General features: G+C 62.1%; 21 protein-coding genes and 1 pseudogene. 11 read left to right on the top strand and 11 right to left on the bottom strand.

Going from position 1 to position 24,641, the window contains the following annotated elements; all coding sequences use genetic code 11:
- The first annotated feature begins 19 nt into the window (after positions 1 to 19).
- Positions 20 to 1,552 carry an NADH-quinone oxidoreductase subunit M gene (gene nuoM, locus BLT00_RS15770; protein WP_063320469.1) on the top strand — a complete coding sequence of 511 codons (1,533 nt, stop codon included), beginning with the start codon at positions 20 to 22 and terminating at the stop codon, positions 1,550 to 1,552.
- A gap of 7 nt (positions 1,553 to 1,559) precedes the next feature.
- Positions 1,560 to 3,023, top strand: coding sequence for an NADH-quinone oxidoreductase subunit NuoN (gene nuoN / locus BLT00_RS15765; RefSeq protein WP_063320468.1), 1,464 nt, complete (start codon positions 1,560 to 1,562; stop codon positions 3,021 to 3,023).
- Between the two features lie 144 nt (positions 3,024 to 3,167).
- Here nuoN and BLT00_RS32535 read toward each other — a convergent pair whose 3' ends face one another.
- On the bottom strand, positions 3,168 to 3,728 hold the full coding sequence (locus tag BLT00_RS32535) for a TetR/AcrR family transcriptional regulator (protein ID WP_092144462.1): 561 nt from the start codon (positions 3,726 to 3,728) through the stop codon (positions 3,168 to 3,170).
- A gap of 78 nt (positions 3,729 to 3,806) precedes the next feature.
- Between BLT00_RS32535 and BLT00_RS15755 the strand changes: the two genes are divergently transcribed.
- From BLT00_RS15755 to BLT00_RS15740, 4 genes are all read left to right on the top strand, one after another.
- Positions 3,807 to 4,496: a DJ-1/PfpI family protein gene (locus tag BLT00_RS15755; RefSeq protein WP_371856942.1), complete on the top strand. Its 690-nt coding sequence runs from the start codon at positions 3,807 to 3,809 to the stop codon at positions 4,494 to 4,496.
- 23 nt (positions 4,497 to 4,519) lie between these two features.
- Positions 4,520 to 5,056 (top strand): DUF2867 domain-containing protein, encoded by a 537-nt coding sequence (locus tag BLT00_RS15750; protein ID WP_092144460.1) that lies wholly within the window; start codon positions 4,520 to 4,522, stop codon positions 5,054 to 5,056.
- 69 nt (positions 5,057 to 5,125) lie between these two features.
- On the top strand, positions 5,126 to 6,235 hold the full coding sequence (locus BLT00_RS15745; RefSeq protein ID WP_092144458.1) for an NAD(P)/FAD-dependent oxidoreductase: 1,110 nt from the start codon (positions 5,126 to 5,128) through the stop codon (positions 6,233 to 6,235).
- Between the two features lie 198 nt (positions 6,236 to 6,433).
- Positions 6,434 to 6,910: a hemerythrin domain-containing protein gene (locus BLT00_RS15740; RefSeq protein ID WP_063320464.1), complete on the top strand. Its 477-nt coding sequence runs from the start codon at positions 6,434 to 6,436 to the stop codon at positions 6,908 to 6,910.
- A gap of 57 nt (positions 6,911 to 6,967) precedes the next feature.
- Here BLT00_RS15740 and BLT00_RS15735 read toward each other — a convergent pair whose 3' ends face one another.
- From BLT00_RS15735 to BLT00_RS15705, 7 genes are all read right to left on the bottom strand, one after another.
- Positions 6,968 to 7,846 (bottom strand): LysR family transcriptional regulator, encoded by an 879-nt coding sequence (locus tag BLT00_RS15735; protein ID WP_063320463.1) that lies wholly within the window; start codon positions 7,844 to 7,846, stop codon positions 6,968 to 6,970.
- 238 nt (positions 7,847 to 8,084) lie between these two features.
- On the bottom strand, positions 8,085 to 8,714 hold the full coding sequence (gene ycaC / locus BLT00_RS15730; RefSeq protein WP_003203400.1) for an isochorismate family cysteine hydrolase YcaC: 630 nt from the start codon (positions 8,712 to 8,714) through the stop codon (positions 8,085 to 8,087).
- Positions 8,715 to 8,772: 58 nt separating this feature from the next.
- Positions 8,773 to 10,611, bottom strand: a complete 1,839-nt coding sequence (locus BLT00_RS15725) for an amidohydrolase (protein ID WP_024617381.1) — start codon at positions 10,609 to 10,611, stop codon at positions 8,773 to 8,775.
- Between the two features lie 167 nt (positions 10,612 to 10,778).
- A complete protein-coding gene (locus BLT00_RS15720) occupies positions 10,779 to 11,411 on the bottom strand; it encodes an antibiotic biosynthesis monooxygenase (protein ID WP_092144456.1) in 633 nt (210 codons plus the stop codon).
- Positions 11,404 to 11,817 (bottom strand): DoxX family protein, encoded by a 414-nt coding sequence (locus BLT00_RS15715; protein WP_092144454.1) that lies wholly within the window; start codon positions 11,815 to 11,817, stop codon positions 11,404 to 11,406. The genes BLT00_RS15720 and BLT00_RS15715 overlap by 8 nt, the downstream gene beginning before the upstream one ends.
- The gene (locus BLT00_RS15710) at positions 11,814 to 12,761 is read right to left on the bottom strand and encodes a LysR family transcriptional regulator (protein WP_092144452.1); all 948 of its coding nucleotides are present in this window, start codon (positions 12,759 to 12,761) and stop codon (positions 11,814 to 11,816) included. The genes BLT00_RS15715 and BLT00_RS15710 overlap by 4 nt, the downstream gene beginning before the upstream one ends.
- Before the next feature lie 143 nt (positions 12,762 to 12,904).
- Complete coding sequence (locus tag BLT00_RS15705) at positions 12,905 to 13,726, bottom strand: alpha/beta fold hydrolase (protein WP_092144450.1); 822 nt, start codon at positions 13,724 to 13,726, stop codon at positions 12,905 to 12,907.
- A 360-nt stretch (positions 13,727 to 14,086) separates the two neighbouring features.
- Between BLT00_RS15705 and BLT00_RS15700 the strand changes: the two genes are divergently transcribed.
- On the top strand, positions 14,087 to 16,876 hold the full coding sequence (locus tag BLT00_RS15700) for an ATP-binding protein (protein ID WP_092144449.1): 2,790 nt from the start codon (positions 14,087 to 14,089) through the stop codon (positions 16,874 to 16,876).
- On the opposite strand, the gene BLT00_RS15695 is transcribed toward BLT00_RS15700, so the two are convergent.
- Together BLT00_RS15695 and BLT00_RS15690 are read right to left on the bottom strand one after the other, a co-directional pair.
- Positions 16,838 to 18,325, bottom strand: a complete 1,488-nt coding sequence (locus tag BLT00_RS15695; RefSeq protein WP_092144447.1) for an ATP-binding protein — start codon at positions 18,323 to 18,325, stop codon at positions 16,838 to 16,840. The two genes, BLT00_RS15700 and BLT00_RS15695, sit on opposite strands and share 39 nt — an antisense overlap.
- 184 nt (positions 18,326 to 18,509) lie before the next feature.
- Complete coding sequence (locus tag BLT00_RS15690; RefSeq protein ID WP_092144445.1) at positions 18,510 to 19,460, bottom strand: GlxA family transcriptional regulator; 951 nt, start codon at positions 19,458 to 19,460, stop codon at positions 18,510 to 18,512.
- 247 nt (positions 19,461 to 19,707) lie between these two features.
- Here BLT00_RS15690 and BLT00_RS15685 point away from each other — a divergent pair, with 247 nt between their 5' ends.
- Together BLT00_RS15685 and BLT00_RS15680 are read left to right on the top strand one after the other, a co-directional pair.
- Positions 19,708 to 20,430, top strand: a complete 723-nt coding sequence (locus BLT00_RS15685; protein ID WP_092144443.1) for a pirin family protein — start codon at positions 19,708 to 19,710, stop codon at positions 20,428 to 20,430.
- A gap of 384 nt (positions 20,431 to 20,814) precedes the next feature.
- Entirely contained in the window at positions 20,815 to 21,228 is a 414-nt protein-coding gene (locus BLT00_RS15680; RefSeq protein WP_092144441.1) for a hypothetical protein, read from the top strand.
- Positions 21,229 to 21,346: 118 nt separating this feature from the next.
- Here BLT00_RS15680 and BLT00_RS15675 read toward each other — a convergent pair whose 3' ends face one another.
- On the bottom strand, positions 21,347 to 22,390 hold the full coding sequence (locus BLT00_RS15675) for a GlxA family transcriptional regulator (protein ID WP_063320453.1): 1,044 nt from the start codon (positions 22,388 to 22,390) through the stop codon (positions 21,347 to 21,349).
- Between the two features lie 293 nt (positions 22,391 to 22,683).
- On the opposite strand from BLT00_RS15675, the pseudogene BLT00_RS32530 reads away from it, so the two are divergent.
- Positions 22,684 to 23,766 (top strand): annotated as a pseudogene (locus tag BLT00_RS32530) (cache domain-containing protein); the annotation flags it as partial.
- A gap of 6 nt (positions 23,767 to 23,772) precedes the next feature.
- Positions 23,773 to 24,627: a methyl-accepting chemotaxis protein gene (locus BLT00_RS32525; RefSeq protein ID WP_371856946.1), complete on the top strand. Its 855-nt coding sequence runs from the start codon at positions 23,773 to 23,775 to the stop codon at positions 24,625 to 24,627.
- Positions 24,628 to 24,641 lie beyond the last annotated feature (14 nt).

Raw genomic sequence — 24,641 nt, 5'->3', positions numbered from 1 at the left:
GAAAGGAAACGAGCCCGTCATGATTCTGCCCTGGCTAATCCTGATCCCCTTCATCGGCGGCCTGCTGTGCTGGATCGCGGAGCGCTCCAGCTCCACGCTCCCGCGCTGGATTGCGCTGCTGACCATGTCCCTGGAACTCGCGCTCGGCCTCTGGCTGTGGGCGACCGGCGACTATTCATTTGCTCCGGCCCCTGGCGCCGATCCGACCTGGGCGCTTGAATTCAAGCACATCTGGATCGAACGCTTCGGCATCAGCGTGCACCTGGCCCTCGACGGCCTGTCGCTGCTGATGATCCTGCTGACCGGCCTGCTGGGTATCCTCTCGGTACTCTGCTCCTGGAAAGAGATCCAGCGTCACGTCGGTTTCTTCCACCTGAACCTGATGTGGATCCTGGGCGGCGTCATCGGCGTGTTCCTGGCGCTGGACCTGTTCATGTTCTTCTTCTTCTGGGAAATGATGCTGGTGCCGATGTACTTCCTCATCGCGCTCTGGGGTCACAGTTCTTCGGACGGCAAGAAAACCCGGATCTACGCGGCGACCAAGTTCTTCATCTTCACCCAGGCTTCCGGCCTGATCATGTTGGTGGCGATCCTTGGCCTGGTACTGGTCAACTTCAACAACACCGGTGTGATTACCTTCAATTACGCCGACCTGTTGAAAGTGCAGATGTCCAAGACCACCGAGTACGTGCTGATGCTCGGCTTCTTCATCGCCTTCGCGGTGAAGCTGCCGGTGGTGCCGTTCCACTCCTGGCTGCCGGACGCCCACGCCCAGGCGCCGACCGCCGGTTCCGTGGACCTGGCCGGTATCTTGCTCAAGACCGCGGCCTATGGCCTGCTGCGTTTTGCCCTGCCGCTGTTCCCCAATGCCTCGGCGGAGTTCGCGCCGATCGCCATGACCCTGGGCCTGATCGGGATTTTCTACGGTGCGTTCCTGGCGTTCGCCCAGACCGACATCAAGCGCCTGATCGCGTTCTCCAGCGTTTCGCACATGGGCTTCGTGCTGATCGGGATCTACTCCGGCAGCCAACTCGCCCTGCAAGGCGCGGTGATCCAGATGCTGGCTCACGGCCTGTCGGCGGCGGCGCTGTTTATCCTCAGCGGCCAGTTGTACGAGCGCCTGCACACCCGGGACATGCGTGAGATGGGCGGCATCTGGTCGCGCATCGCCTACCTGCCGGCCATCAGCCTGTTCTTCGCGGCCGCGTCCCTGGGCTTGCCGGGCACGGGTAACTTCGTTGGCGAGTTCCTGATCCTGATCGGCTCGTTCGTCAGTTCGCCATGGATCACCGCCATTGCGACTTCCGGCCTGGTGTTCGGTTCGGTCTACTCGCTGATCATGATCCACCGCGCCTACTTCGGCCCGTCCAAGTCGGACGAAGTGCTGCGCGGCATGGACGGTCGCGAACTGATCATGGTGCTCGGCCTTGCGGTGCTGCTGGTTTACCTCGGCGTTTCCCCGCAACCGTTCCTCGACACCTCTGCCGCCACGATGCATGGCGTGCAGCAGTGGCTCGGCACCGCCTTCTCTCAACTCGCTTCGGCCCGGTAAGAGCGCTATGGAATTCACGATTCAACACTTTATCGCGCTTGCGCCGCTGTTGATCACCAGCGCCACGATCATCGTGGTGATGCTGGCGATCGCCTGGCGGCGCAATCACTCACAGACCTTCCTGCTGTCGGTGGCGGGGCTGAACCTGGCCTTGCTGTCGATCTTGCCGGCCCTGAAAGTCGCGCCCCTGGCGGTCACCCCGCTGATGCAGATCGACAGCTTCGCCTGCCTGTACATGGCGCTGATCCTGGTCGCCACCCTGGCCTGCGTTACCCTCGCCCACGCCTACCTCGGCGATGGCGGTTCGGGTTACCCGGGTAACCGCGAAGAACTGTACCTGCTGATCCTGATGGCCGCCGCCGGTGGCCTGGTCCTGGTCAGCGCGCAGCACCTGGCCAGCCTGTTCATCGGCCTGGAACTGCTGTCGGTACCGGTCTACGGCCTGGTGGCCTACGCCTTCTTCAACAAGCGCTCCCTGGAAGCCGGCATCAAGTACATGGTGCTGTCGGCGGCCGGTTCCGCGTTCCTGTTGTTCGGCATGGCCCTGCTCTATGCCGAAGCCGGCACCCTGAGCTTCGTCGGCATCGGCCAGGCCCTGGCGGCCACCGGCCTGCCTAGCCCGATCGCGCAACTGGGCCTGGGCATGATGCTGATCGGCCTGGCGTTCAAGCTGTCGCTGGTGCCCTTCCACCTCTGGACCCCGGACGTCTACGAAGGCGCCCCGGCGCCAGTGGCGGCGTTCCTGGCCACCGCGTCGAAAGTCGCGGTGTTCGCGGTGATGGTGCGTCTGTTCCAGATCTCGCCAGTGGCCAGCAGCGGTGTGCTGAGCAACGTACTGACCATCATCGCCATCGCGTCGATCCTGTTCGGTAACCTGTTGGCGCTGACCCAGAGCAACCTCAAGCGTCTGCTGGGTTACTCGTCCATTGCCCACTTCGGCTACCTGCTGATCGCCCTGATCGCCAGCAAAGGCCTGGCCGTGGAAGCCATCGGCGTGTACTTGGTCACCTACGTGATCACCAGCCTCGGCGCCTTCGGCGTGATCACCCTGATGTCCTCGCCGTACAACGGCCGCGACGCCGATGCCCTGTACGAATACCGTGGCCTGTTCTGGCGCCGTCCGTACCTGACCGCCGTGCTGACCGTGATGATGCTGTCCCTGGCCGGCATCCCGCTGACCGCCGGCTTCATCGGCAAGTTCTACATCATCGCCACCGGCGTCGAGGCTCACCAATGGTGGCTGGTCGGCTCCCTGGTGCTGGGCAGTGCCATCGGCGTGTTCTACTACCTGCGCGTCATGGTCACCCTGTACCTGATGGAACCGAACCTGCGTCGCCACGACGCCGAGCTGCACTGGGAACAGAAGGCAGGCGGCGTGATGCTGCTGGCCATCGCCGTATTGGCGTTCTTCCTCGGCGTGTACCCGCAGCCGTTGTTGACCCTGGTTCAGCAGGCTGGCTTGACGGGCTGATCGCCTAGCGGTAGCTCGTAGAAAACAGAAACGGCACCTTTGGGGTGCCGTTTTTTTTGCGCAAGGGAAACACCCTTTAGTGCCGCAGGCCAGTGGCATGGGCGCTAGCACTGGAATGCTATTTATTCAGTTGCCCGATTTAGCTCATGACCCAGCCCGCCACGGTGGAAGCGCCCTTTCGAAAAGTGAAAAGGCGCCATGCAGGAAACGGTTGAAGCGAGCGGCATCACGCCGCAGTCCTGCCTGTTGACCACCAATCAGGCACAGATGGGCCATCTGACCTATCACTTCTGCTTCGCCTGGCATATGGACCAAGCGGCGGCACGTCCGTATCGCGAAGTCCAGTCTTCTTGTGTCAACACGCTGCTGAAACTCGCCTACCAACGGATCGTGCAGCGACCAGGCGCGGATGGAAACTTCCCGCCCCGGTTGTTTCTCAGCGGCAATACTCAAATAGCGTTTCAGGATTTCACCCGCGCTACTGCCCTGCCCCGCATAAGCGAGCATGCGCTCTGTGTAGTCTTCTTCCCAAGCGGCCAGCAAGGTGCGGACAAAATCTTCGCGATTGCGGAAATGGTGATAGAACGATCCGCGGGTCACATTCAATCGGCGCGATAGACTCTCGGCCGAAACGCCGGTATGCCCTATTTGGTCGAGGGCCTCAAAACCAGCCGCGATCCAATGGTTACGCGTTAGCTTTCCCACCGATCTCGCTCCCTATTGAGCACCATACAGACTGTGTAGGGTGCGTAACCGATCAGTACGCTGCGAACACCCGCAAAGATGGCCGTTGCGTTTTGCACGCCAGCACTTTTCATGGAGCTCGCCTTGAAGAAAATCGTTCTGGTCGCTTTCGACCAATTCACTGATATCGACCTATTCCTGATGTGGGACATCTTAGGCCGCAACACTGAGGATTGGCACGTCCGAATATTGGGTTCCAGCGCTATCGTGCGATCGGCGCACGGCCTGCCTGTCCCGGTACACGGTCCACTTTCCGAGGCCAACAGTGCTGACGCGGTATTGTTCGTCAGCGGCAAGGAAGGGATACCCGCTGCACTTGCCGCCCCGGATTTCCTGCCGTCGTTTGAACTTGACGCCAGACGCCAGCGAATTGGCTCCATATGCGCCGGAGCGTTCATTCTCGAACGGCTTGGGCTACTCAGCGGCCCAGCCACTACACACCCGGATGCACGAGCGAGCCTGCAAGCGCTGGGACTTGAGTCCATGGATCAACCGCTTGTATGCCAGGGAAACGTTGCAACCGCTGGCGGATGCCTTTCGGCGCTCTATCTGGTGGGATGGTTGGTTGAATCCTGGTTCGATGCCGACAAACGCCGTGCGACGTTGCTCCCTGTTCTGCCCGCTGGGCAGCAAGCGCTCTATGATGTCTTGATCGGGCTCAGTATCCGACAAGGAGAAGTGGGCGCCGCCCAACAAGAACCGCGACATGGCCTGTCGCCGAATTGGTAGTTAGAACTCAGGAGAGATCCCCGATGCCCCGAGAATTTGAGCTCATCACGGCCGTGCCAGTCCCCTCGAGGTCCGGCATCACCCACCTTTACACGTCGATGAACCTGGCGGACGCTTTTGCGATTCGGCTCCCTGCGGGCACATCCAGCAATCCAGATTTGCTGGCTCGATTCATCTTTTCCCACCAGCCATCCTGGATCGGATGGCTCCTGAAAGTCCGAGACACTGTCGTTGCCTGTTTTGGTCTCAAGACAGCCAGACACTTGGCAACCCTTGCTAATCGGGTTGGCATCTTCAAGGTATACAGCACGAACCAGACTGAAATCGTATTGGGCGAGGACGACAAGCACCTCGACTTCCGGATATCGATCCTGTGTTCTGCAGAGGCAGAGCCAGAAGGTAGTCGGCAACTGGTTCTTTCAACCGTGGTCCAGTGCCACAACCGTCTGGGCCGGGCCTACATCTTCGTTATTGCCCCCTTTCACCGCATGGTCGTTAAAGCCAGCCTCCTGCGTGCAGCGCGTGTCGGCTGGCCTCAGGCTACCTGCCCCCAGGGCTGAGAGCGTGAGCGACCAAATCAAACCTGCGCTATGAAAGGCTAACTTGCAGGCCCGGAAGGAGAGACAAGGTTGAACGTCGATTTTGAATGCGTGGTCGTGGGCGCTGGCGTCGTTGGGCTCGCCGTGGCGCGAGAGATGGCGCGTGCCGGGCATGAAGTGCTGCTGATCGAAGCCACCGAAGCCATCGGCATGGGCATCAGCTCGCGCAACTCCGAAGTCATCCATGCGGGCATCTATTATCCGCCGGGCAGTCTCAAGGCGCAGCTGTGCGTCGAAGGCCGGCACCGGTTGTACACCTATTGTGAAAGCCATGGCGTCGCCACCCGCCGGCTCGGCAAGCTGATCGTTGCCACGGATCAGGCACAGGTGGGCGGACTCGAAACATTGCTTGAGCGGGGCTTGAAGAACGGCGTGGACGACCTGCGCCTGCTCGACCAAGAACAGGCGCAGGCACTGGAACCGGCCCTGGCCTGTGTCGCCGCGCTGTATTCGCCTTCCACCGGTATCGTCGATTCCCACGCTCTGATGCTCGCCTTGCAGGGTGACGCCGAAGCGGCTGGGGCGAACATTGCTTTCCATACGCCTTTACTGGGCGCTCGCATCATCACTGGGGGCTTCATCCTGGAATTGAGCGGCACGGCGCAGATGACCTTGTCCTGTCGCCTGCTGATCAACGCCGCGGGCCTCCAGGCACCTGCTCTCGCCCGCCGCATCGAAGGCCTGGAGATGCAATCGGTGCCCGAAGACTTTTTGTGCAAGGGCAACTACTTCAGCCTCGCCGGGCGAGCACCGTTCCGGCACTTGGTCTATCCCGCCCCGGAAGCCGCCGGCCTGGGCATCCACATGACGTTGGACCTGGCCGGCCAGGCGCGTTTCGGCCCGGACACCGAATGGGTCGACTGCGAGGACTACCGAGTGGATCCGGCCCGGGCCGAAGCGTTTTACCCGGCGATCCGCAATTATTGGCCGGGCCTGCCGGACCAGAGCCTGCAACCGGCGTACAGCGGCATCCGCCCGAAGATTTCCGCCCCCGGCGAGCCGGCCCACGACTTTGTCATCAGCAGCGAGGCCGAACACCGGGTGCCTGGGTTGATCAACCTGCTCGGCATCGAGTCGCCTGGGCTGACGTCCTGCCTGGCAATCGCCAGTCGGGTCCGACAGCGGATCGAAAATGTCTAGCCACCCGCGCAAAGTGCAACGCATTTTGCAGCCCGCTCATGCAGCTTGCACGACGCCGGAAATTATTTTCGTTCCAACTTATTGTTTTTAAAGAGTTTTTAAATCGATCTTCGGCTGGCACAGCTGATGCAATTCAGCTCTTACGCGGCGTAGGCGCTCGAAGCCTGCCCGCTTCCGTGTATTGCCGAGGAGCTACCTATGAATGCCATCGATCTGTTGAAAGCCGACCACGAACGCGTCAAAGCCATCCTGACTCAACTGAGCGAGTCGACTGAACGCGCCGTGAAAAAACGCACCGACCTGTTGGCGAAACTGGAAATGGAAATTTCCATCCACACCCGCCTGGAAGAAGAAATTCTTTATCCGGCTTTCAAGCAGGCCGGTGGCAAGGACGAGGCTGAAATGTATTACGAGGCCAAGGAAGAACACCGTACCGTCGACTCGCTGGTGCTGCCGGACCTCAAAGCCACCGATCCAACCCAGCCGGAATTCGCCGGTCGGGTGAAAGTGGTCAAGGAACTGCTCGAGCATCACATCGAGGAAGAAGAAAAGGAGATGTTCCCCCACGCGAAAAAATTGTTGGGCAAGGCAAAACTCGATGCCTTGGGTGCAGACATGGAAGCCATGAAAGCGCAGTACAAAAAAGAACTGAGCAGCGCCAACCTCGCCGCCTGATCAGAGCGCGGTAGATGCCTTCAGCCGTCATGTGACGGCTGAATGCACTGCGGCGCTTTATTGCATTTGTTCACGCAAGAATTCCACCAACGCCTGCACCGGACGTGCACTTTGCCGATGCTGGGGATACACCGCCGACAGCGCCAACGGTTCGGTCTCGAAGCCTTCCAGGACCTTGATCAGCCGCCCATCCTTCAAGGCATCGCCGAGGATGAAAGCGGGCAGATAGGTGATGCCCATGCCGGCGATGGCCGCGTCCCTGAGCAAGTCCCCGTTATTGGCGCGCATGCGTCCCGTGACCTCCAGGGTCAGCGGTTTGCCGGCCCCCACGAAACGCCACTGCACCTGACGGCTGTGACCATAGGGCAAGCAGTCGTGATTGCGCAGGTCTTCAGGCCGCGCGGGTGTGCCTTTTTGCGCCAGGTAGGCGGGGCTGGCGCAGTACACCCGCTCGATAGTCGCGATGCGCCGGGCAATCAGCGTCGAATCCTCCAGCACGCCGATGCGCAGCGCCAGGTCATAACCCTCCCCCAGCAGATCCACCGAGCGGTCGCTCAGGTCCACCTCGACGCTGACGCCCGGATAGCGCTGCAGAAACAGCGGCAGCAGGCTGCCCAGGTGCGCCATGGCGAAGGACAACGGTGCGCTGAGCCGAATGGTGCCGCGGGGCTCGCTGGTCTGGCCGCTGATGCCCTGCTCCACCTGTTCGAGCTCATTGAGCAGACGCAGCGCCGCTTCGTGATAGCGCTGGCCCAGGGGCGTGACATCCAGCCGCCGGGTCGAGCGATTGAGCAGGCGCACGCCCAGGCGCTGTTCCAGTTCCATCAGCTTGCGGCTGACGAACTGCTTGGACAGCCCCAGTTTTTCCGCCGCTGCGGTGAAACTGCCCGACTCCATGACCTGGGCAAAGATGCGCATTTCTTCGAAGGGGTTCATTTCTTTCCAAGTAGACGGAAGGTGTCAGCCGAACACAGAACTGTGGCGAGGGGATTTATCCCCGCTGGGCTGCGCAGCAGACCCGGTAATGAATCATGGGCACATTCTGCCACAACTGGTTGGCTGACTTTGGGGCCGCTGCGCAGCCCAGCGGGGATAAATCCCCTCGCCACAAGGTTAATTGCCAGACAAAAAGATGCCCGCACATTGGCGGGCATCCGTTCAGCAAGAAAGCAGCTTACTTGGCCGTCAACGCCGAGTAGCTGTTCATCAGGTTGCGGTAGTTCGGAATGCGCTGGGACAGGAGGTTGCCCAGGCCTTCGATGTCGTTGCGCCAATCGCGGTGCAGCTCACAGGCCACCGAGAACCAGTTCATCATCTGCGCGCCGGCAGCGGTCATGCGTACCCAGGCGGCCTGTTGCACGGTTTCGTTGAACGTACCCGAAGCGTCGGTGACGACGAACACGTCGAAACCTTCAGCCAGCGCCGACAGGGTCGGGAACGCCACGCAGACATCGGTGACCACGCCAGCGATGATCAGTTGCTTGCGGCCGGTGGCCTTGATCGCCTTGACGAAGTCTTCGTTGTCCCAGGCATTGATCTGGCCTGGACGGGGGATGTACGGCGCATCCGGGAACATCTCCTTGAGTTCCGGCACGATCGGGCCGTTAGGGCCTTTTTCAAAGCTGGTGGTGAGGATGGTGGGCAGTTCGAAGAACTTCGCCAGGTCGGCCAAGGCCAGCACGTTGTTCTTGAACTCGTTGGGCGAGAAGTCCTGGACCAGGGAAATCAGGCCGGTCTGGTGATCGACCAGCAGGACGACCGCGTCGTCTTTGTTCAGACGGTTGTAGGCGGGAACGTTGCTCATGGGATGACTCCTTTGGGATGGATGTTACAAAACCTGGTGGGAGATCTGTGTGGATCAGTTAAAAGGCAAAGCAGGAACAGCCAAACGCGCCCCAGAAGCCTTGGAAATCGCTGACCGGGACGTTCGACAACCGCGCCCGTTCATGGCTGTGGGCATGCACCGTGCACGGGCCGCTGCACTGGTGGACCTGAGCCTGCAACGGTGAGGTCGGGCGCCAGTGGCCCGGGACCTTGACCACCGGCGACCAGTCCGGCAGCACCGGGACGCTGGCCGGCCCGAGCTTTTCGAAGTCGCCGGCGGCGTACACCACCTTGCCGTCGACCACGGTCAGTACCGACTCGATCCACTTGATGGCTTCTTCCTCGACGCTGAAGAAATCCGCGCTCAGGGCCGCCAGGTCCGCCAGTTGGCCGACCTTGATCTGGCCTTTCTTGCCCTGCTCCGACGAGAACCAGGCGCTGCCATGGGTGAACAGTTCCAACGCGGTCAGGCGCGGCAAGCCCTCTTCGTGCAACGAAAGGCCGCCGACCGTGCGCCCGCTGACCATCCAGTACAGCGAGGTCCAGGGGTTGTAACTGGAAACGCGAGTGGCGTCGGTGCCGGCGCCCACCGGCACGCCTTCGGCGAGCATGCGCTTGATCGGCGGCGTGGCTTCGGCGGCCTTGGCGCCGTAGCGGTCGACAAAGTATTCACCCTGGAAGGCCATGCGATCCTGGATCGCAATGCCGCCGCCCAACGCCCGTACGCGCTCGATGTTCTTCGGCGTGATGGTTTCGGCGTGGTCGAAGAACCACGGCAAGCCATTGAACGGGATGTCACGGTTGACCTTCTCGAACACGTCGAGCATGCGGCTGATGGATTCGTCATAGGTGGCGTGCAGGCGGAACGGCCAGCGCTGTTCCACCAGGTGGCGGACCACCGGTTCCAGGTCCTGCTCCATGCCGGGCGGCAGGTCCGGACGCGGCTCGAGGAAGTCCTCGAAATCCGCCGCCGAGAACACCAGCATTTCACCGGCGCCGTTGTGCCGCAGGAAATCATCGCCCTGGTGCAACTTGACGCTGCCGGTCCAGTTCTTGAAATCGCTGAGTTCTTCCTTGGGCTTCTGGGTGAACAGGTTGTAGGCGATGCGCACCGTCAACTGCTGCTCGCGGGCCAACTGCTCGATCACCGCATAGTCGTCCGGGTAGTTCTGGAAGCCGCCGCCAGCATCGATGGCACTGGTCAGGCCCAGGCGATTGAGTTCACGCATGAATTGGCGCGTGGAGTTGACCTGGTACTCCAGCGGTAGCTTCGGCCCTTTCGCCAGCGTCGAATAAAGGATCATCGCGTTGGGCCGCGCCACCAGCATGCCGGTGGGTTCGCCCTTGCTGTCACGCACGATCTCGCCACCCGGCGGGTTCGGCGTGTCACGGGTGTAGCCGGCCACCCGCAGCGCGGCGCGGTTGAGCAAGGCACGGTCATACAGGTGCAGCACGAACACCGGCGTGTCGGGAGCGGCCTGGTTCAGTTCTTCCAGGGTCGGCATGCGTTTTTCGGCGAACTGGAATTCGTTCCAGCCGCCGACCACGCGCACCCACTGTGGCGTTGGCGTGCGGTCGGCCTGGTCCTTGAGCATGCGCAAGGCATCGGCCAGGGATGGCACGCCCTCCCAGCGCAGCTCCAGGTTGTAGTTCAGGCCGCCACGGATCAAGTGCAGGTGCGAGTCGTTGAGCCCGGGGATGACGGTGCGGCCCTTGAGGTCGATGACCTGGGTGCCGCTGCCTCGCAAGGCCATGGCCTCGGCATCGGTGCCCACCGCGACGAAGCGGCCCTGGCTAATGGCGACTGCGCTGGCCCGAGGCTTCTCGCGGTCGACGGTATGGAATTGACCGTTGAATAGAATCAGATCGGCGTTCATCGGATTTCCTTTGACGATGGATGTGCGGACACATCAAGAGTGAATACGGTCCGTGTGTGGCGAGGGAACTTGCTCCCGCTCGGGCGCGTAGCGGCCGCTCTTTTTGGGCCGCTTCGCAGCCCAGCGGGAGCAAGCTCCCTCGCCACAACGGTGCTTGTCATAACCGCTCAGCGCTGCTCGGGCTCCAGGTGCTCATGGGCCTGCGGTTCCAGCCAAGGGGCGAACACACGGGTCGCCAGCGGCATGCAGACGTAGCAGACCGAGAGCACGATGGTCAGGGTGATCAAAAACGTGGCAACCACGTAGTTCGACAGAAAGGCGTTGAGTTGCAGCACCGGGCCCCAGAGCAAAGGCACCAGCAGCGTGTGGGGCAGGATCACCAGCAGCGTCACCACGGCCTGCTTCCAGCGCGGCGGTGGCGTGGCGGCATCGGCCAGCGGAGCGAACCAGAATTCCTTGTGCGAGGCGACTTCAGTCTGGTCGCCATCGGCCAACAGCGGCGCGGCCTCTTCCACCAGCTCGCGGCGCTCGGGCGAATCCAGCCAGCGTTGCATGGCTTCGGTGGAGCAGAAACGCAGCACGCAGGTGAACAGCGACAACCCACCCAGTTTGCCGCGCACCACGTCCACGCCCAGGTGGCCCGGCCATTGACCGGCCACGCGCACGATGCGGCGTAACCAGGCCTCGTACGCCACGTCCTGGCCAGCCTTGATCCGGTGCTTGACCACCAGGGTCACGATTTCATCGAAGCCGGGTTTGGCCGGGCTCCCAGGAGAGTCGATGGTTTGAGATTCAGACATGGCGAAGCACTCCTACAAAACGCGTATTGATTGCCAGGCGCCCGGGCCCGGCGATGAACACGCTGGTAAATATGATCAGCAGCAGCCAGCCGAACTGCCCTTCTTCCAGGCTCCACTGCGGGTGCACCACCAGCAGCGCCACCGCCAGGAGAAACAGGATCGGCAGGCACGCCAGACGCACCAGCACACCGGCCATGATCAGCAGCGGACACAGCACCTCGGCGAAAATCGCCAGGATCAGGGTCGGTGCTGCGCCCAAGTGAAACGGGTCTTCGATGCGGGTCAGTTCGACGCTGTAGTGCAACAGCTTCGGCAACCCATGGACCCACAGCAAAAACAACGCGCCACTCAGGCGCAGGAACAACAAGCCCAGATCCTGCAGCGGGCGCTCATCGGTCATGTTCATCGGTGGGCTCCATCCGCGGCGATCGAGGCCGCCGCTGGCAGCGGTTGGGACATGTGGCTGGCAATGCGCGAACGCAGCCAGCGCTCGGCCGGGTCGTTGTCATGCACCCCGCTCCAGACCATCGACAGCTCGGCGGCATTGATCTCGAACGGAGGGTCCTCGGCGCGCAGCGCACAGCCTTCCACCAGCGCGCAGGCGGCATAGTCGGGCACGGTGGCGATCAGCTCGGTGCCGGCCAGCAAGGCCCGTAGCCCGCTGAATTGCGGCACCGCCAGCACCACTTTGCGGGTCCGGCCGATGCGGGCCAGGTCCAGGTCGATGTTGCCGCTCAGGTCGCCCGAGAACGAGACCATGGCGTGGGGACGCGAGCAGTACTCGTCCAGGGTCAAGGGGCCCGGGCGCTTGTCGCCACGCAAGACCTTGCAAGGAATGTCCCGCAGTTTCTTGCGCTTGGCATTGGCCGGCAGGTCGGTGGTGTAGCTGACCCCGACGCTGATTTCACCGCTGGCCAGCAGCGACGACATCAGCAGGAAATTGGCCCGGCGCACCACCACGATGATCCCCGGCGCTTCTTCGCGCAGTTGGCTCAGCAACGGTGGAAACAGGCCGAATTCGGCATCGTCGGACAGACCGATACGGAACACGTCGCAACTGGTGGACGGGTCGAAGGCCTTGGCCCGGCTGACCGCGCCAGAGATGGTGTCCATGGCCGGTTGCAGCTCTTGCAGGATCACCAGGGCCCGCGGGGTCGGTTCCATGCCGCGCCCGTGGCGGATCAGCAACGGATCATCGAACAGATCCCGCAGCCGCCCCAGCGCCGCGCTCACCGCCGGCTGGCCCATGAACAGCTTTTCGGCGACGCGGGTCAGATTTTTCTCGAACATCAGCGCCTCGAAGATCACCAGCAGGTTCATGTCGAGGCGGCGTAAATCGTTGCGGTTCATGGGTGTTGGTCCTGTCGAATACCGATCCTGTGGGAGCGAGCTTGCTCGCGATAGCCGGGTGTCAGTCGGCGGCGATGTTGACTGTTGCGCCGCCATCGTCGGAACGCCCGGAGCAAGCTCGCTCCCACAGGTGTGTGGCTTGATCAGCCCCGGATGAACGCCAGCAGGTCGGCGTTCAACCGGTCCTTGTGGGTATCGGTCAGGCCGTGGGGCGCGCCCGGGTACACCAGCAACTGTGAGTTCTTCAGCAATTTGGCGGCGGCGATGCCAGCCGTTTCGATGGGGACCACCTGATCGTCATCGCCGTGGACTACCAGGGTCGGCACGTCGATGTTGCGCAGGTCTTCGGAAAGATCGGTCTCCGAGAACGCCTTGATGCAGTCATAGGTGTTCTTGTGGCCGGCGAGCATGCCCTGCATCCAGAACCAGTCGATCATGCCTTGGGAGACTTTGGCGCCCGGACGGTTGGCACCGAAAAACGCGCTGGCCACATCTTTGTATAGCTGAGAACGGTCAGCCAGGGAGGCCTGGCGGAAACCGTCGAACACCTCCACAGGCAGACCGCCGGGGTTGTCCGGGGTCTTGAGCATCAGCGGCGTCACCGCCGAAATCAGGCCGAGCTTGGCGACACGGGCAGCCCCATGGCGACCGATGTAGCGCGCCACTTCGCCACCGCCGGTGGAGAAGCCGAGCAACACCGCGTCCTTCAAGTCCAGCCGCTCGATCAGCTCGGCCAGGTCATCGGCGTAGGTGTCCATGTCGTTGCCGTCCCAGGGCTGGCTGGAACGCCCGTGCCCACGGCGGTCATGGGCGATCACCCGATAGCCATTGGACGCCAGGAACATCATCTGCGCTTCCCAACTGTCCGAGTTCAACGGCCAGCCGTGGCTGAAGACCACCGGTTGACCACTGCCCCAGTCCTTGTAGTAAATCTCGGTGCCGTCGCGGGTAATGAAGGTGCTCATGACGTGACTCCTTGAGGTGGGTGGATCGCTTTATGGTCCGGCCATGGGAGGCATCTGCGTGAGTTAAACGTTGTTAATTTTTTCGGAACTGAAGTGTTAAAAACCCTCGCTGTTGTGGCGAGGGAGCTTGCTCCCGCTGGACTGCGCAGCAGTCCTAGAACTGTCACCTCGGCGTGTCAGATTGATTGGGGGTGAGGCCTTTGGGGCCGCTTCGCGGCCCAGCGGGAGCAAGCTCCCTCGCCACGGGGTTCTGTGTCTGGCAGACAGGCTGTGGGAAGCCCGCGCCGTTGCGCTTGACGCAAAACCTGAGGAATATGCTCAGGTAAAGCCCAGGCACCGGACCAGAACATTGAGAGCAACATGAGCCAATACCTCAGCCTGCCCGTCGAACAGACGGTGCACTTCGGCCCTTACCGGGTCCATCCTCGCCAGCGCCTGGTGCTCGAGGGTGGGCAACCGTTGCGCCTGGGCAGGCGGGCCGTGGAGATTCTGCTGGTGCTGCTCGAGCACGCTGGCGAGGTGGTGAGCAAGCAGCAACTGATCGCCCGGGTCTGGCCCAGGAGCGTGGTGGAAGATACCAACCTGCGCGTGCACGTCGCGGCACTGCGCAAGGCCCTCGGGGATGGCCAGGCCGGGCAGCGCTACATCGTCACCGTGGCGCAGCGCGGCTACAGTTTTGTCGCGCCGCTGTCATTCGAACCGCTCGACCAATGGGCGCACATCCCTCATCCGTCGTTGACGCGCAACCTGCCGCTGCAGCGCACCCGCATGATCGGGCGCCAGGCCCTGGTGGAAAACCTGGTAGCCCAGCTACCGCGAAAACGCTTCATTACCCTGGTCGGTACCGGCGGCATCGGCAAGACCACCGTTGCCCTGCGGGTCGCTGAACGGCTGATCGGCCAGTACCGTGACGGCACTCATCTGCTGGACCTGGCATCGCTCAACGAAGCGGCCATGATCGCCCCCAACCTGTGCGCATTGCTCGACCTGCCACTGCAGGACGGTGATCCGCTGGACGCCATCGCCCGGCAGCTCAAGGAGCGGCATCTGCTGCTGGTCATCGACAACTGCGAGCACCTGATCGACGCCGTCGCCCTGCTCGCCGAAACCCTGCTGCGCGGCGCTCCTCACCTGCACATCCTGGCCACCAGCCGCGAAGACCTGCGCGCCGAAGGCGAACACGTGCAGCGCCTGGATGCCCTGGCGTTCCCGCCCCGGGAAATGCCCATCGAGGGCTATCCCGCCCTGGAATACCCGGCGCTGCAACTGTTTGCCGAGCGCGCGCTGGCCAGCCGTGACGACTTCGAACTGAGCGACCGCGAGGTGCCGTTGATAGTCGACATCTGCCAGCGGCTGGACGGGATTCCCCTGGCCATCGAGCTGGCCGCCGGACAACTCGGCCGCTTCAGCCTCGAAGCACTGCACCGGCAATTGCAAGACAGCGTCGCCCTGCTCCACAACGACACCGACGCCGCCCCACGCCAACAGACTCTGCGCGCCACGCTGGACTGGAGCTTCGCGCTGCTCACGGCCTGCGAGCAGACCTGCCTGCGGCGGCTGGCGGTGTTCATGGGCAGTTTCAACCTGGCCTCGGCCGCCGCAGTGATCGTCGGCCAGCATGTCGCGCCCGATCAGGTGCTGGTGTCGGTCAGCCAGTTGGTCGCCAAATCGTTGCTCAATGTAGAGATCGGCGATGAAGAGGTGCGCTATCGCCTGCTGGACACCACCCGCCGTTATGCCTTGGAAAAACTGGCCGAAGCCGGGGAATTGGCGGCCAGCCAGGAACGCCATGCCGAGCGCTGCCTGGCGCTCATGGGACAAGCGGAAAGCGATTGGGAAAACACCCCCACCCGACTGTGGATCACCCGCTACGCCGACTATCGCGACGACATCCGCGCGGCGCTCGACCGAGGCTTGGGCCCGCAAGGTTCACACGCCGTCGCGATCCGCCTGACCGCCCGTACCCTGCCCCTCTGGCAGGAGCTGTCGCTGCTCAAGGAACACGGCCTCTACGTCAACAAAGCGCTGCAATTATTGCGGGCCAGCCCCGCGCCATGCCCGCGCTTGACCCTGGCCCTGGAACTGGCCCACGCCAGTTTCAACTACCACACCGAGGGCGGCACGCCGGCCACTGTCCGCGCCTTCGCCACGGCCCGGCAACTGGCCCGGCAATGCCAGGAACTGGCCGGCGAACTGAGGGCCGTGTCCGGGCAAATGACCGTCGACCTCAGTTGCGGCGACTACCAACAGGCCCTGGCACACAGCCGCGATTTCGACCGGTTGGGCTTGCAGGGCGACCCGACCCTGTCCTTGAGCACTCAACGCCTGCGGGTGCTGGCGCTGCATTTCACCGGCGACCAGGGCGCGGCGCGGCGCGAAGCCGAACAGGTGATCCAGCGCCTGGCCCAAAGCGGTCACCTCAGCCGCTTCAGCCACGGCTTCGGCGTGCAATACGATCAGAGCGTGGCCGCGCTGACGGTTCTGGCGCGCATCCTCTGGCTGCAAGGTTTTGCCGAAAAAGCCCGGCGCACAGCCAACCTGGCGCTGCAAATCGCCTTGCAGATCAACCACGGCATTTCGATCTGCTACACCTTGGCGCTGACCGGTTGCGTGATCGCCCACTACACCGGCGATCATTCGATTGCCCGGGAAAGGCTCGACCTGTTGAAGCAACAGGCCAAGAAACATTCGGTGATGCTGTTCCACGACTGGGCTTGCCATTACGACCGCGCATTCGATGGCCAGCCCCTGGCAACACGCCCGACAAACGGCTTGATCCAGGACATCGCCGTCACCCTGCGTAGCGACTTCGTCAGCCCGGCGCAAATCGAACGGGCGCGCAGTGGCGCCGCGGGTTGGTGTTCGGCGGAGATCCTGCGGGCCGATGCCGAGACCTTGCTGGCCCGGAACGAGCCGTCTCTTGAAGAAGCAGCCGAAGCGCAACTGCTGGCCGCCCTGGGCATCGCCCGTCGTCACCAGGCCCTGGCCTGGGAACTGCGCAGCGCCACGTCCCTGGCCCGTTTGTGGCAGCGCCAAGGGCAGGCGCATGCTGCGCAGGCGCTGCTCGACCCCGTCTATCGACGCTTCACCGAAGGTTTCGAGACCCCAGACCTATTGGAAGCCGGCGCGCTGCTCCAGGCGCTGACTTGACGGTTGGGGTCTTGAATGCCGGACTCCCCAAGCGCCTTGCAACACGTAACGCCGATGAAACACAGGCCACTGGCCACTGCGTCGCAATTTGTCCATGGCATAGGCGCGAGTGGTGTGGAGCAGATGGAAGCGCCCCCCTTCGGCAAGCGGCTCGACCATCAGCAGTGACGCGCCCACCAGCCGCGACAGCAGCGAGGGTAATTGCCCGACACTCAGCTCAGCGCAACTGATCACGGCCAGCGCCGCCTTGAGCGTAAACGGCCCCTCGAACACCGCCAGACGCTGGAATGCGGTTTTTTCGTCAGTGCTCAAACGCTCGAAACTCGAGTCCAACACCGCCTCCAGGCTGCGGTGCCGGGCCACCGCAGTACGCCGCCCGACGCTCAAGAGGGATAAACCGTGATCCAGTTGTTCCAGGACCCCTGCCACTCCCAAGGCATCGACCTGGGCCGCCGCCAATTCCAACGCCAGCGGCAATCCGTCCAGGCGCTGGCAGATCTGCGCAAGCGTCCGCCAGTCGCGACCACCCGGCCTGAAGCCCTGCTGCCGGGCGCCGACCCGCTCGATCAGCAACTGCACCGCCGGGCATGCCTCGATCTGGTGCTCCGGTTCCAGGGGCGACGCCACGGCCAGGCCCGGCAGTGACACAATTCTTTCGTCGGGCAAGTCCAAGGGTGCGCGACTGCTGACCAGCAACGACACCCCGGGCGCCGCAGCCACTGCCTGGACCAGCTCCCGACAAGCATCGAGCAGGTGCTCGCAACCGTCGAGCACCAGCAACATCCGATAGGGTTCGAGAGAGCGGGCCAACGCCCCCTGCTCCACGCCCAGCACACCGGCCACTTGCGCCACCACTTGCGAGGGGTCGCTGACGTCCGCCAGGTCAACGAACCAGGCACCGTCCTTAAAGTGTTCGAGCAGCAGTTCCGCCACCCGCACCACCACGGTGGTCTTGCCGACCCCGCCGGGGCCGGTCACGGTGGTCACGGCTTGACGGGGCACTTGCGCCAGTAACCGCCCCAGGACTTTGTCGCGACCCACCACCGGGTTCAAGCGCCTGGGCAGGTTGTGTCGCTCGGTTTGTGGACTGAAAGGCGACTCAACGCGCGCTTGCGCTACCAGGGGCAGCGCAAGGCAATAGCCTTGTCGAGGATGATTGAGGATATAGCGAGCGCCGCCGCGCCCATCACCGAAGGCCCGCCGCAGCGCCGCAATGTGCACCCGCAGGTTGATGGCCTCCACGACGCTGTCCGGCCAGACGTGGGCGATGAGTGTTTGCTTGCTGACGTACTGGCCGGCGTGCTCCACCAGCACCTGCAGGACATCCAGGGCACGGCCGCCCAGTGCGAGGGGCTGGCCGTCACGGGTGACCAGCCGCTGCTGCCGGTAGAAGACAAACGGACCGAAGCCCACCGCCGGCTCGCTATAAGGTTTGACGAAACTATTCATGGGCGATCCAGCGCCGGATAACCGGTGCGAGCGTCCGTGTGCGGATTCACCGGACACGTCTGCCCTGGCTCCTGCGCATCCTTTCCAAAGGGTTCGCCGTTATCTTGGCAGGCGCAGGCCTCAGGACAATGCTGGCACAGGGAGCGCCACGGACATCACAGTGCCCTGGACGGACACCGATGGCTCAACTGAACTGCTGGCGATACTGCACCGGGGTCAGGCCGAGCTTTTCACCGAACAAAAAACGCATGTGCCGCACGCTGCCGAAGCCACTGCGAAACGCCACGGTCTTGAGTGGCAGGTCGGTGGTTTCCAGCAACTGACGCGCCCGGTCAATGCGCGCGCCTTGCAGGAACTCCATGGGTGTCATCTTCACCTCACGGGCGAAGACCCGGGCGAAATGCCGCGCACTCATGGCAGCCAACGCGGCCATGCGCTCGATGGTGAAGGGTTCTTCCAGATGTTCCATCACATGATTCTGCACGCGGGTAATGGCCGATTCCTGCGTCGACACCGCCGCCACCGAGGGGCTGAACTGCGCCTGTCCGCCCTGGCGTTTCATCACTACCAACAGCACCTTGGCCACATCCAACGCGACTTTGCGACCGTGATCCTGAGCGACGATGGACAAGGCCAGGTCGATTCCGGCGGTGACACCGCCGGAGGTGATCAGGCGGCGGTCCTGCAGGAAGATCTTGTCGGTTTCCACCAGGGCCTTGGGGAAACGTTGGATCAGGCGTTCGGTGTAATGCCAGTGGGTGGTGACGCGATAACCGTCGAGCAAGCCCGCCTCACCGAGCACAAAGGCGCCGGTGCAGATGGAGCCGTAGCGCGTGGCCCGTTGCGCCGCGGCCCGCAACCAGGTGTGCAGCCCCGGATGCTGGTCGTTATAGGCCCCCGGCCCGCCCGGTACCAGCAACACGTCATAGGCCGCCCATGCCTGGTCGATATGGATATCGGCCTGCACCGACACGCCGTTGGACGCCCGCAACGGCCCGCGCTCGGTTCCCAGGGTCAGCAATTGATAACGCTGATCCGCTGCGAGGTAACGATTGGCGATGGAAAACACCTCCAGAGGCCCGGCCATGTCGAGCAGCAAAAAATCCGGGAACAGCACCATTGCAACGGTTTTCATTTAAAAAGACGCCAAAAAAATCCAGAAACTATAAATGCCCCCTGTGGGAGCAAGCTCGCTCCCACAGGGTTTCTCGTCAGCATTATGTCGAAGCGAAGCACCCGCCGGTAGGCATTCTCGATTGTCCACCAGTAACGGACAGTCTTTCGTTTTCAACCCGCTTATTGAATATTTTGATAACCATTAACCTTCTTCTGAACCCGGCGAACGGCCCAGTCGTCGCCCACAGACATCAGGAGAATTGACCATGCTGACCCTTCGCAAAGCTTCGGACCGCGGCATTGCCCGCCACGGCTGGCTGACCTCGTTCCACACCTTCTCGTTCGCCAGCTACCGCGACCTCAACGAACAAGGCTTCTCCGACCTGCTGGTCATCAACGATGACCGGGTCGCCGCCGCCAAGGGTTTCGGCCAGCATCCCCACCGGGACATGGAGATCTTTTCCTACGTGCTTGAAGGGGCCCTGGAACACAAGGACACCCTGGGCACAGGCTCGGTCATCCGCCCCGGTGACGTGCAGTTGATGAGCGCCGGCAGCGGCGTGGCCCACAGCGAGTTCAACCACAGTGCGGACGAGCCGGTGCACTTCCTGCAGATCTGGATCGTGCCCAACGTCAGTGGCGCCACGCCACGCTATCAACAAGAGCATTTCAGCAGCGAGCAGAAACGCGGTCGCCTGCAATTGATCATCTCCCCGGACCGCACTGACGGCTCGCTCCAGGTGCGCCAGGATGCACGGGTCTACGCCGGGCTGTTCGATGGTGAGCAAAGCGCCACCCTGACCTTGGCGCCGGAACGCTATGCCTACGTGCACGTGGCACGAGGCGCTGTCGAGCTCAATGGCCTACCACTGCAGGAAGGTGATGGCGTGCGGGTGCGCGAGGAGCAAATCCTGACCTTGAGCAACGGCAAGGATGCCGAAGTGCTGGTGTTCGATCTGCGGCCTCAGGAACTGCCACAGATGCCCTGAAGCAACCCCATGAACCCTTGTGGGAGCGAGCCAGCTCCCACAAGGGTTATCTTGCGCATAACGCTAAGAAAGATTCGAAAGTCCTGAATCCATGATCAATGACGTATTTCAGGCGAAAAACATCTAAAAAAAGTCAGGCGACCTGAATAATCCAGGCTTTGATAATGGAGGGGTCGCGCATTAGGAAAGATGCACCGGGCCGCCTCGGAATGCGTTCGTCTGTTGCCACGAGCCAGGCCGACCTATAAAGTTCCCAAAATAGTTTTGTTTCTGACCAATGGTCACTGCATGCTTCCAACACAAATTGACCCCATGCGCGCACCAAGGCAAAATAATTTCACTTTGCTATCAATCCTCCTGACTTGCTTATTCACGGAAGAAAGCATGAAAACCGTTATATCCCTCGCGTTACTCTCTATTGCGTGCAGTGCGGCTGCGGACGTCCAGAACATCAAGTACCTCTACGATGATTCGGATGCCGTGTACTCCATCGTTTCGTTTGTCGACAGCGGTTCAGCCATCCAGGCCACCGTACAAAGATCGGGCACTTACTTCACCAACTACACGAAGCTTGAACTCGACTGCGCCAACCGCAATGTTCGACACATGGGGATGTACAACAGTCTTTCAGGGGTGGAAAAAGCTCAGTTCGACCAGATGGAAGGGCGAATCATCGATGGCTCGATAGCCGACGAAGTCGGAAAAGTGCTGTGCAAAGACACCTCCTTGACCGCTTCGAAAGCCGCGCCACAAACTGAAGACCTGCCCACCGAAAAACAAACAGACGATAACACCTGACTTGTGTTCGTCGCGCAGGAACTGTGTGGGAGTAAAGCTTGCCCCCACATAGCTCCCGCGCTACGGCGCGGCAACGCCCTCGCCCCCCTGAAAACTCCTCTCTGATCTGCCTGCGCCTTCATCGCACGGTTTGTTTGCGCTCCGATTTCGAGCGATAGCTGCCAGGCGGCACACCAAAAAAATCCCGGAAACGACGCTGGAAGTGCGGGGAGCTGACGAAGCCCGTCGCCACGGCGATTTCGGTCACGGATCGATTGGTTTGCTGGATGAGCTGGCGGGCACGCGTCAAGCGCAGTTCCAGGTAATAGCGCGTGGGCGTCGCACCGAGAAAACTGCAGAACCGCCGCTCCAACTGCCGCTTGGAAATCTTGACGCACGCCGCCAGCTCATCGATGGTCAACGGCTCTTCTACGTTTTGCCACATCAGTTCCAGGGCCAGCTTGAGGCTTTCCGGCAACGTCGGGTCGGTTTCGACGAAGACCGGAGGCAAGTCCGTCGCATCATCGCCAGACTCGTCACAACGAAGAATTTCCTCGATGGCGCCCACGAGCGCCGCCCCGCCCGTCTGGCGAATCAATTGGAGCATCATGCGCAGCGAACTGTTGGCACCCGCGCAACTGACCCGCTCCCGATCAACGACATAGGCCCGGCTGGACACCTTCACATGGGGAAACACCTCGGCCATCATGGCGCGGCTTTCCGGGTGGACAGCGCATTCGAAACCGTCCAGCAGATTGGCATCGGCCACAAAGAAGACGCCGTTCCACAGTCCTCCCAGTATCGTCCCAGACGCCGCGTTGGCACGCAGCTTGCGCCGCAGCAAGGGATGGCCTTGCAACTTCACGCGAAAGCCCCCGGCGACAATCAGCACGTCCTGGTTTTCCGGCATCTGCGCCAGTTCGATGTCGGTCGAGATGACAATGCCCAGGTCGCTTGTGACTTGCCCACCTGAAACCCCCACCGTCAGCACTTCATAGAGGGGCATGTCGCTCATCAGATTGGCGGTCACCAGCGCGTCCACCGCACCGGTGAAGGACATCATCGAGAAATTATCCATCAATACAAACGCGACGCGGATCGGCACCTGGCTGGCGGGCGCTGATCCGAGCGGTCGATAAGCCATGTTCTTGTTTTTGAGTACGCTCTCGAATGCGCTTGGCATAGGGCCTCGTTAATACATCAAAGACGATGATGATTGGCTGCACGTGGGGGCCTTGAGCCGCAGGGCGAAGGCGCAGAGCAAACCACGCTATCTTCCAGGCTAGTCAAGCCGGCTGCAATCGCGCCTGCGCCGTCCACCGGTCGGTCCGCGCCATAATGGAAAGCCTCAAGTGCCTAGGACTTTGGTCGATACACTGTCAGTAGGCATGGGCGCTTTTCCCTTCCAGAGACTCGCAACGCCAAGCACTGCTGTTTCCGCCGCTCCAACACTTAAAATATTCCGCGGGAGAAGTCATGAATATCAAACAGAAGCTGACATGGGCGTTCGCGACCATCGCCTGCCTCCCGGTTATCCTGGTGGCGGTGCTTGTCGTGCTGAACCTGCGCGACGCCGCAAAAGCCAACTTCCTGGACAGCAGTGGTCGTGAGATTCGCCAGATCGACAACGGCATGAAGCAGTTTTTCGATGGCATCAGCCAGAACGTCGAGTTCTTTGCCAAGGATCCGCGCATCGTCGCCGCCAAAGACCTGAAAAACTATTCCGGCGCCGACGCCGCGCAGACTCCCCTGCCGGAAAACAACAAGCAGCTTTTGGAGATCTTCGACAGATTCGCCAAGAGCCATCCAACCACCGCCTATCTTTCCGTGGGGTTGGCCGATGGCGGCTACGCCAGTTGGCCTGACGATCCCAAGATCTCCAACTACGACCCACGCGTGCGTCCATGGTACAAGGCGGCCGTCGCCTCGCCCGGCAACACCGTGCGTACTGACGCCTACTACTGGGCGCCGGACGACGTGTCACTGATCGGGATCGTACACACGATTGCCGACGCCAGCGGCAAGCTGGTGGGCGTTGTGGGCCTGGACGTGTCGCTCAAGCAACTGACCGAACTGGTCAAGAACATCAAGCTGGGTGAAAGCGGCTACCTGATGCTGGTCGAAGCCAACGGCAACGTCCTGGTGGACGCTGCCGATGCCAAGCACAACTTCAAACCGCTGGCCGACCTTGGGCCCAACTATGCCGAGCTGGCCAAAAGCAGCGATGGCGTGACCCAGATCGAAATCGACGGCGTGCCCTACATGGCCAACGTGGTCAGCTCCAAAGGGTTGGGCTGGCGCTTCATCGGCCTGATCAAACGCGATGAAGTGATGGCCGGGGCTTCGAGACTGACTTGGCTGATCGCCGCCATTGCCGCCGTACTGGCCGTGGTGTTCGCTTTGGTGGGCGCCAGTTTCGCCAGCGTCATCGTGCGGCCGATTCGCGGCGTAGCCAATGGCCTGCAGGAAATCGCCGAAGGTGAAGGCGACCTCACCCGCAAGCTCACCGTACAAGGCAAGGACGAAACAGCCACCCTGGCGGGCTGGTTCAACCAGTTCCTGGGCATGATCGCGCAACTGATGCAGCGCATCGGCAGCGCCTCTTCCGACCTGCAAACCGCCGCAGCCGATACCAGCCACGTGGCCCAGAACATGAACGACGCTGCCGGGCGCCAGCGCCAGGCCGTGGAACTGGTGAGCACCGCGTTCAACGAAATGGTCGCCACCGCCAACGAAGTGGCCCGCTCTTGCAGCCAGGCCGCCTCCAGTGCGGACGAAGGCTATCGCGATGTACACGATGGCCAGCATCACATCGGCGAAGCCACCGGCAGCGTGATGAAACTGAGCGACGACCTGCAAAAGTCGACCCAGACCATGCAGGCGCTGGAACAAGACAGCAAGAACATCAACACCATCCTCGACACCATTCGCTCGATCGCCGAACAGACCAACCTGTTGGCCCTCAACGCCGCCATCGAAGCCGCGCGGGCCGGCGATCAAGGTCGCGGGTTTGCCGTAGTGGCTGACGAAGTCCGAGCGCTGGCACGGCGTACCGCCGACTCCACCGGCGAGATCGACAGCCTGCTGGGTAACCTTGCTCGTCGCACCCAGGAAGTCACCCAGCAGATGCAAAGCAGCCTGCAGGTGTCGCAAACCAGCGTGGAACGCATCCAACAGGCACGCGACAGTTTCGACAAGATCCGCAACTCGGTGGACTCGATTCGCGACCAGAACACCCAGATCGCCACGGCGGCAGAGGAACAGCACCAGGTGGCCGAAGACATCAACCGGCACATCGCGCAGATCCATGCCGATGCCCAGTTGGTCGAGGAATTCGCCCACTCGGCGCAGACCGGCTCGGGGCGCCTGACGGATATTTCCGGGCAGCTCAAGGGCTTGGTGGGGCGCTTCAGGTTCTAGCTTGTTTGAGATGG

This window comes from Pseudomonas sp. NFACC51 (assembly GCF_900103575.1).
In the GTDB taxonomy this organism is placed as follows: Bacteria; Pseudomonadota; Gammaproteobacteria; order Pseudomonadales; family Pseudomonadaceae; genus Aquipseudomonas; species Aquipseudomonas fluorescens_Q.
The sequence above is the reverse complement of the archived record's forward strand: the minus strand, read 5'-3'. Positions and strand labels throughout refer to the sequence as shown.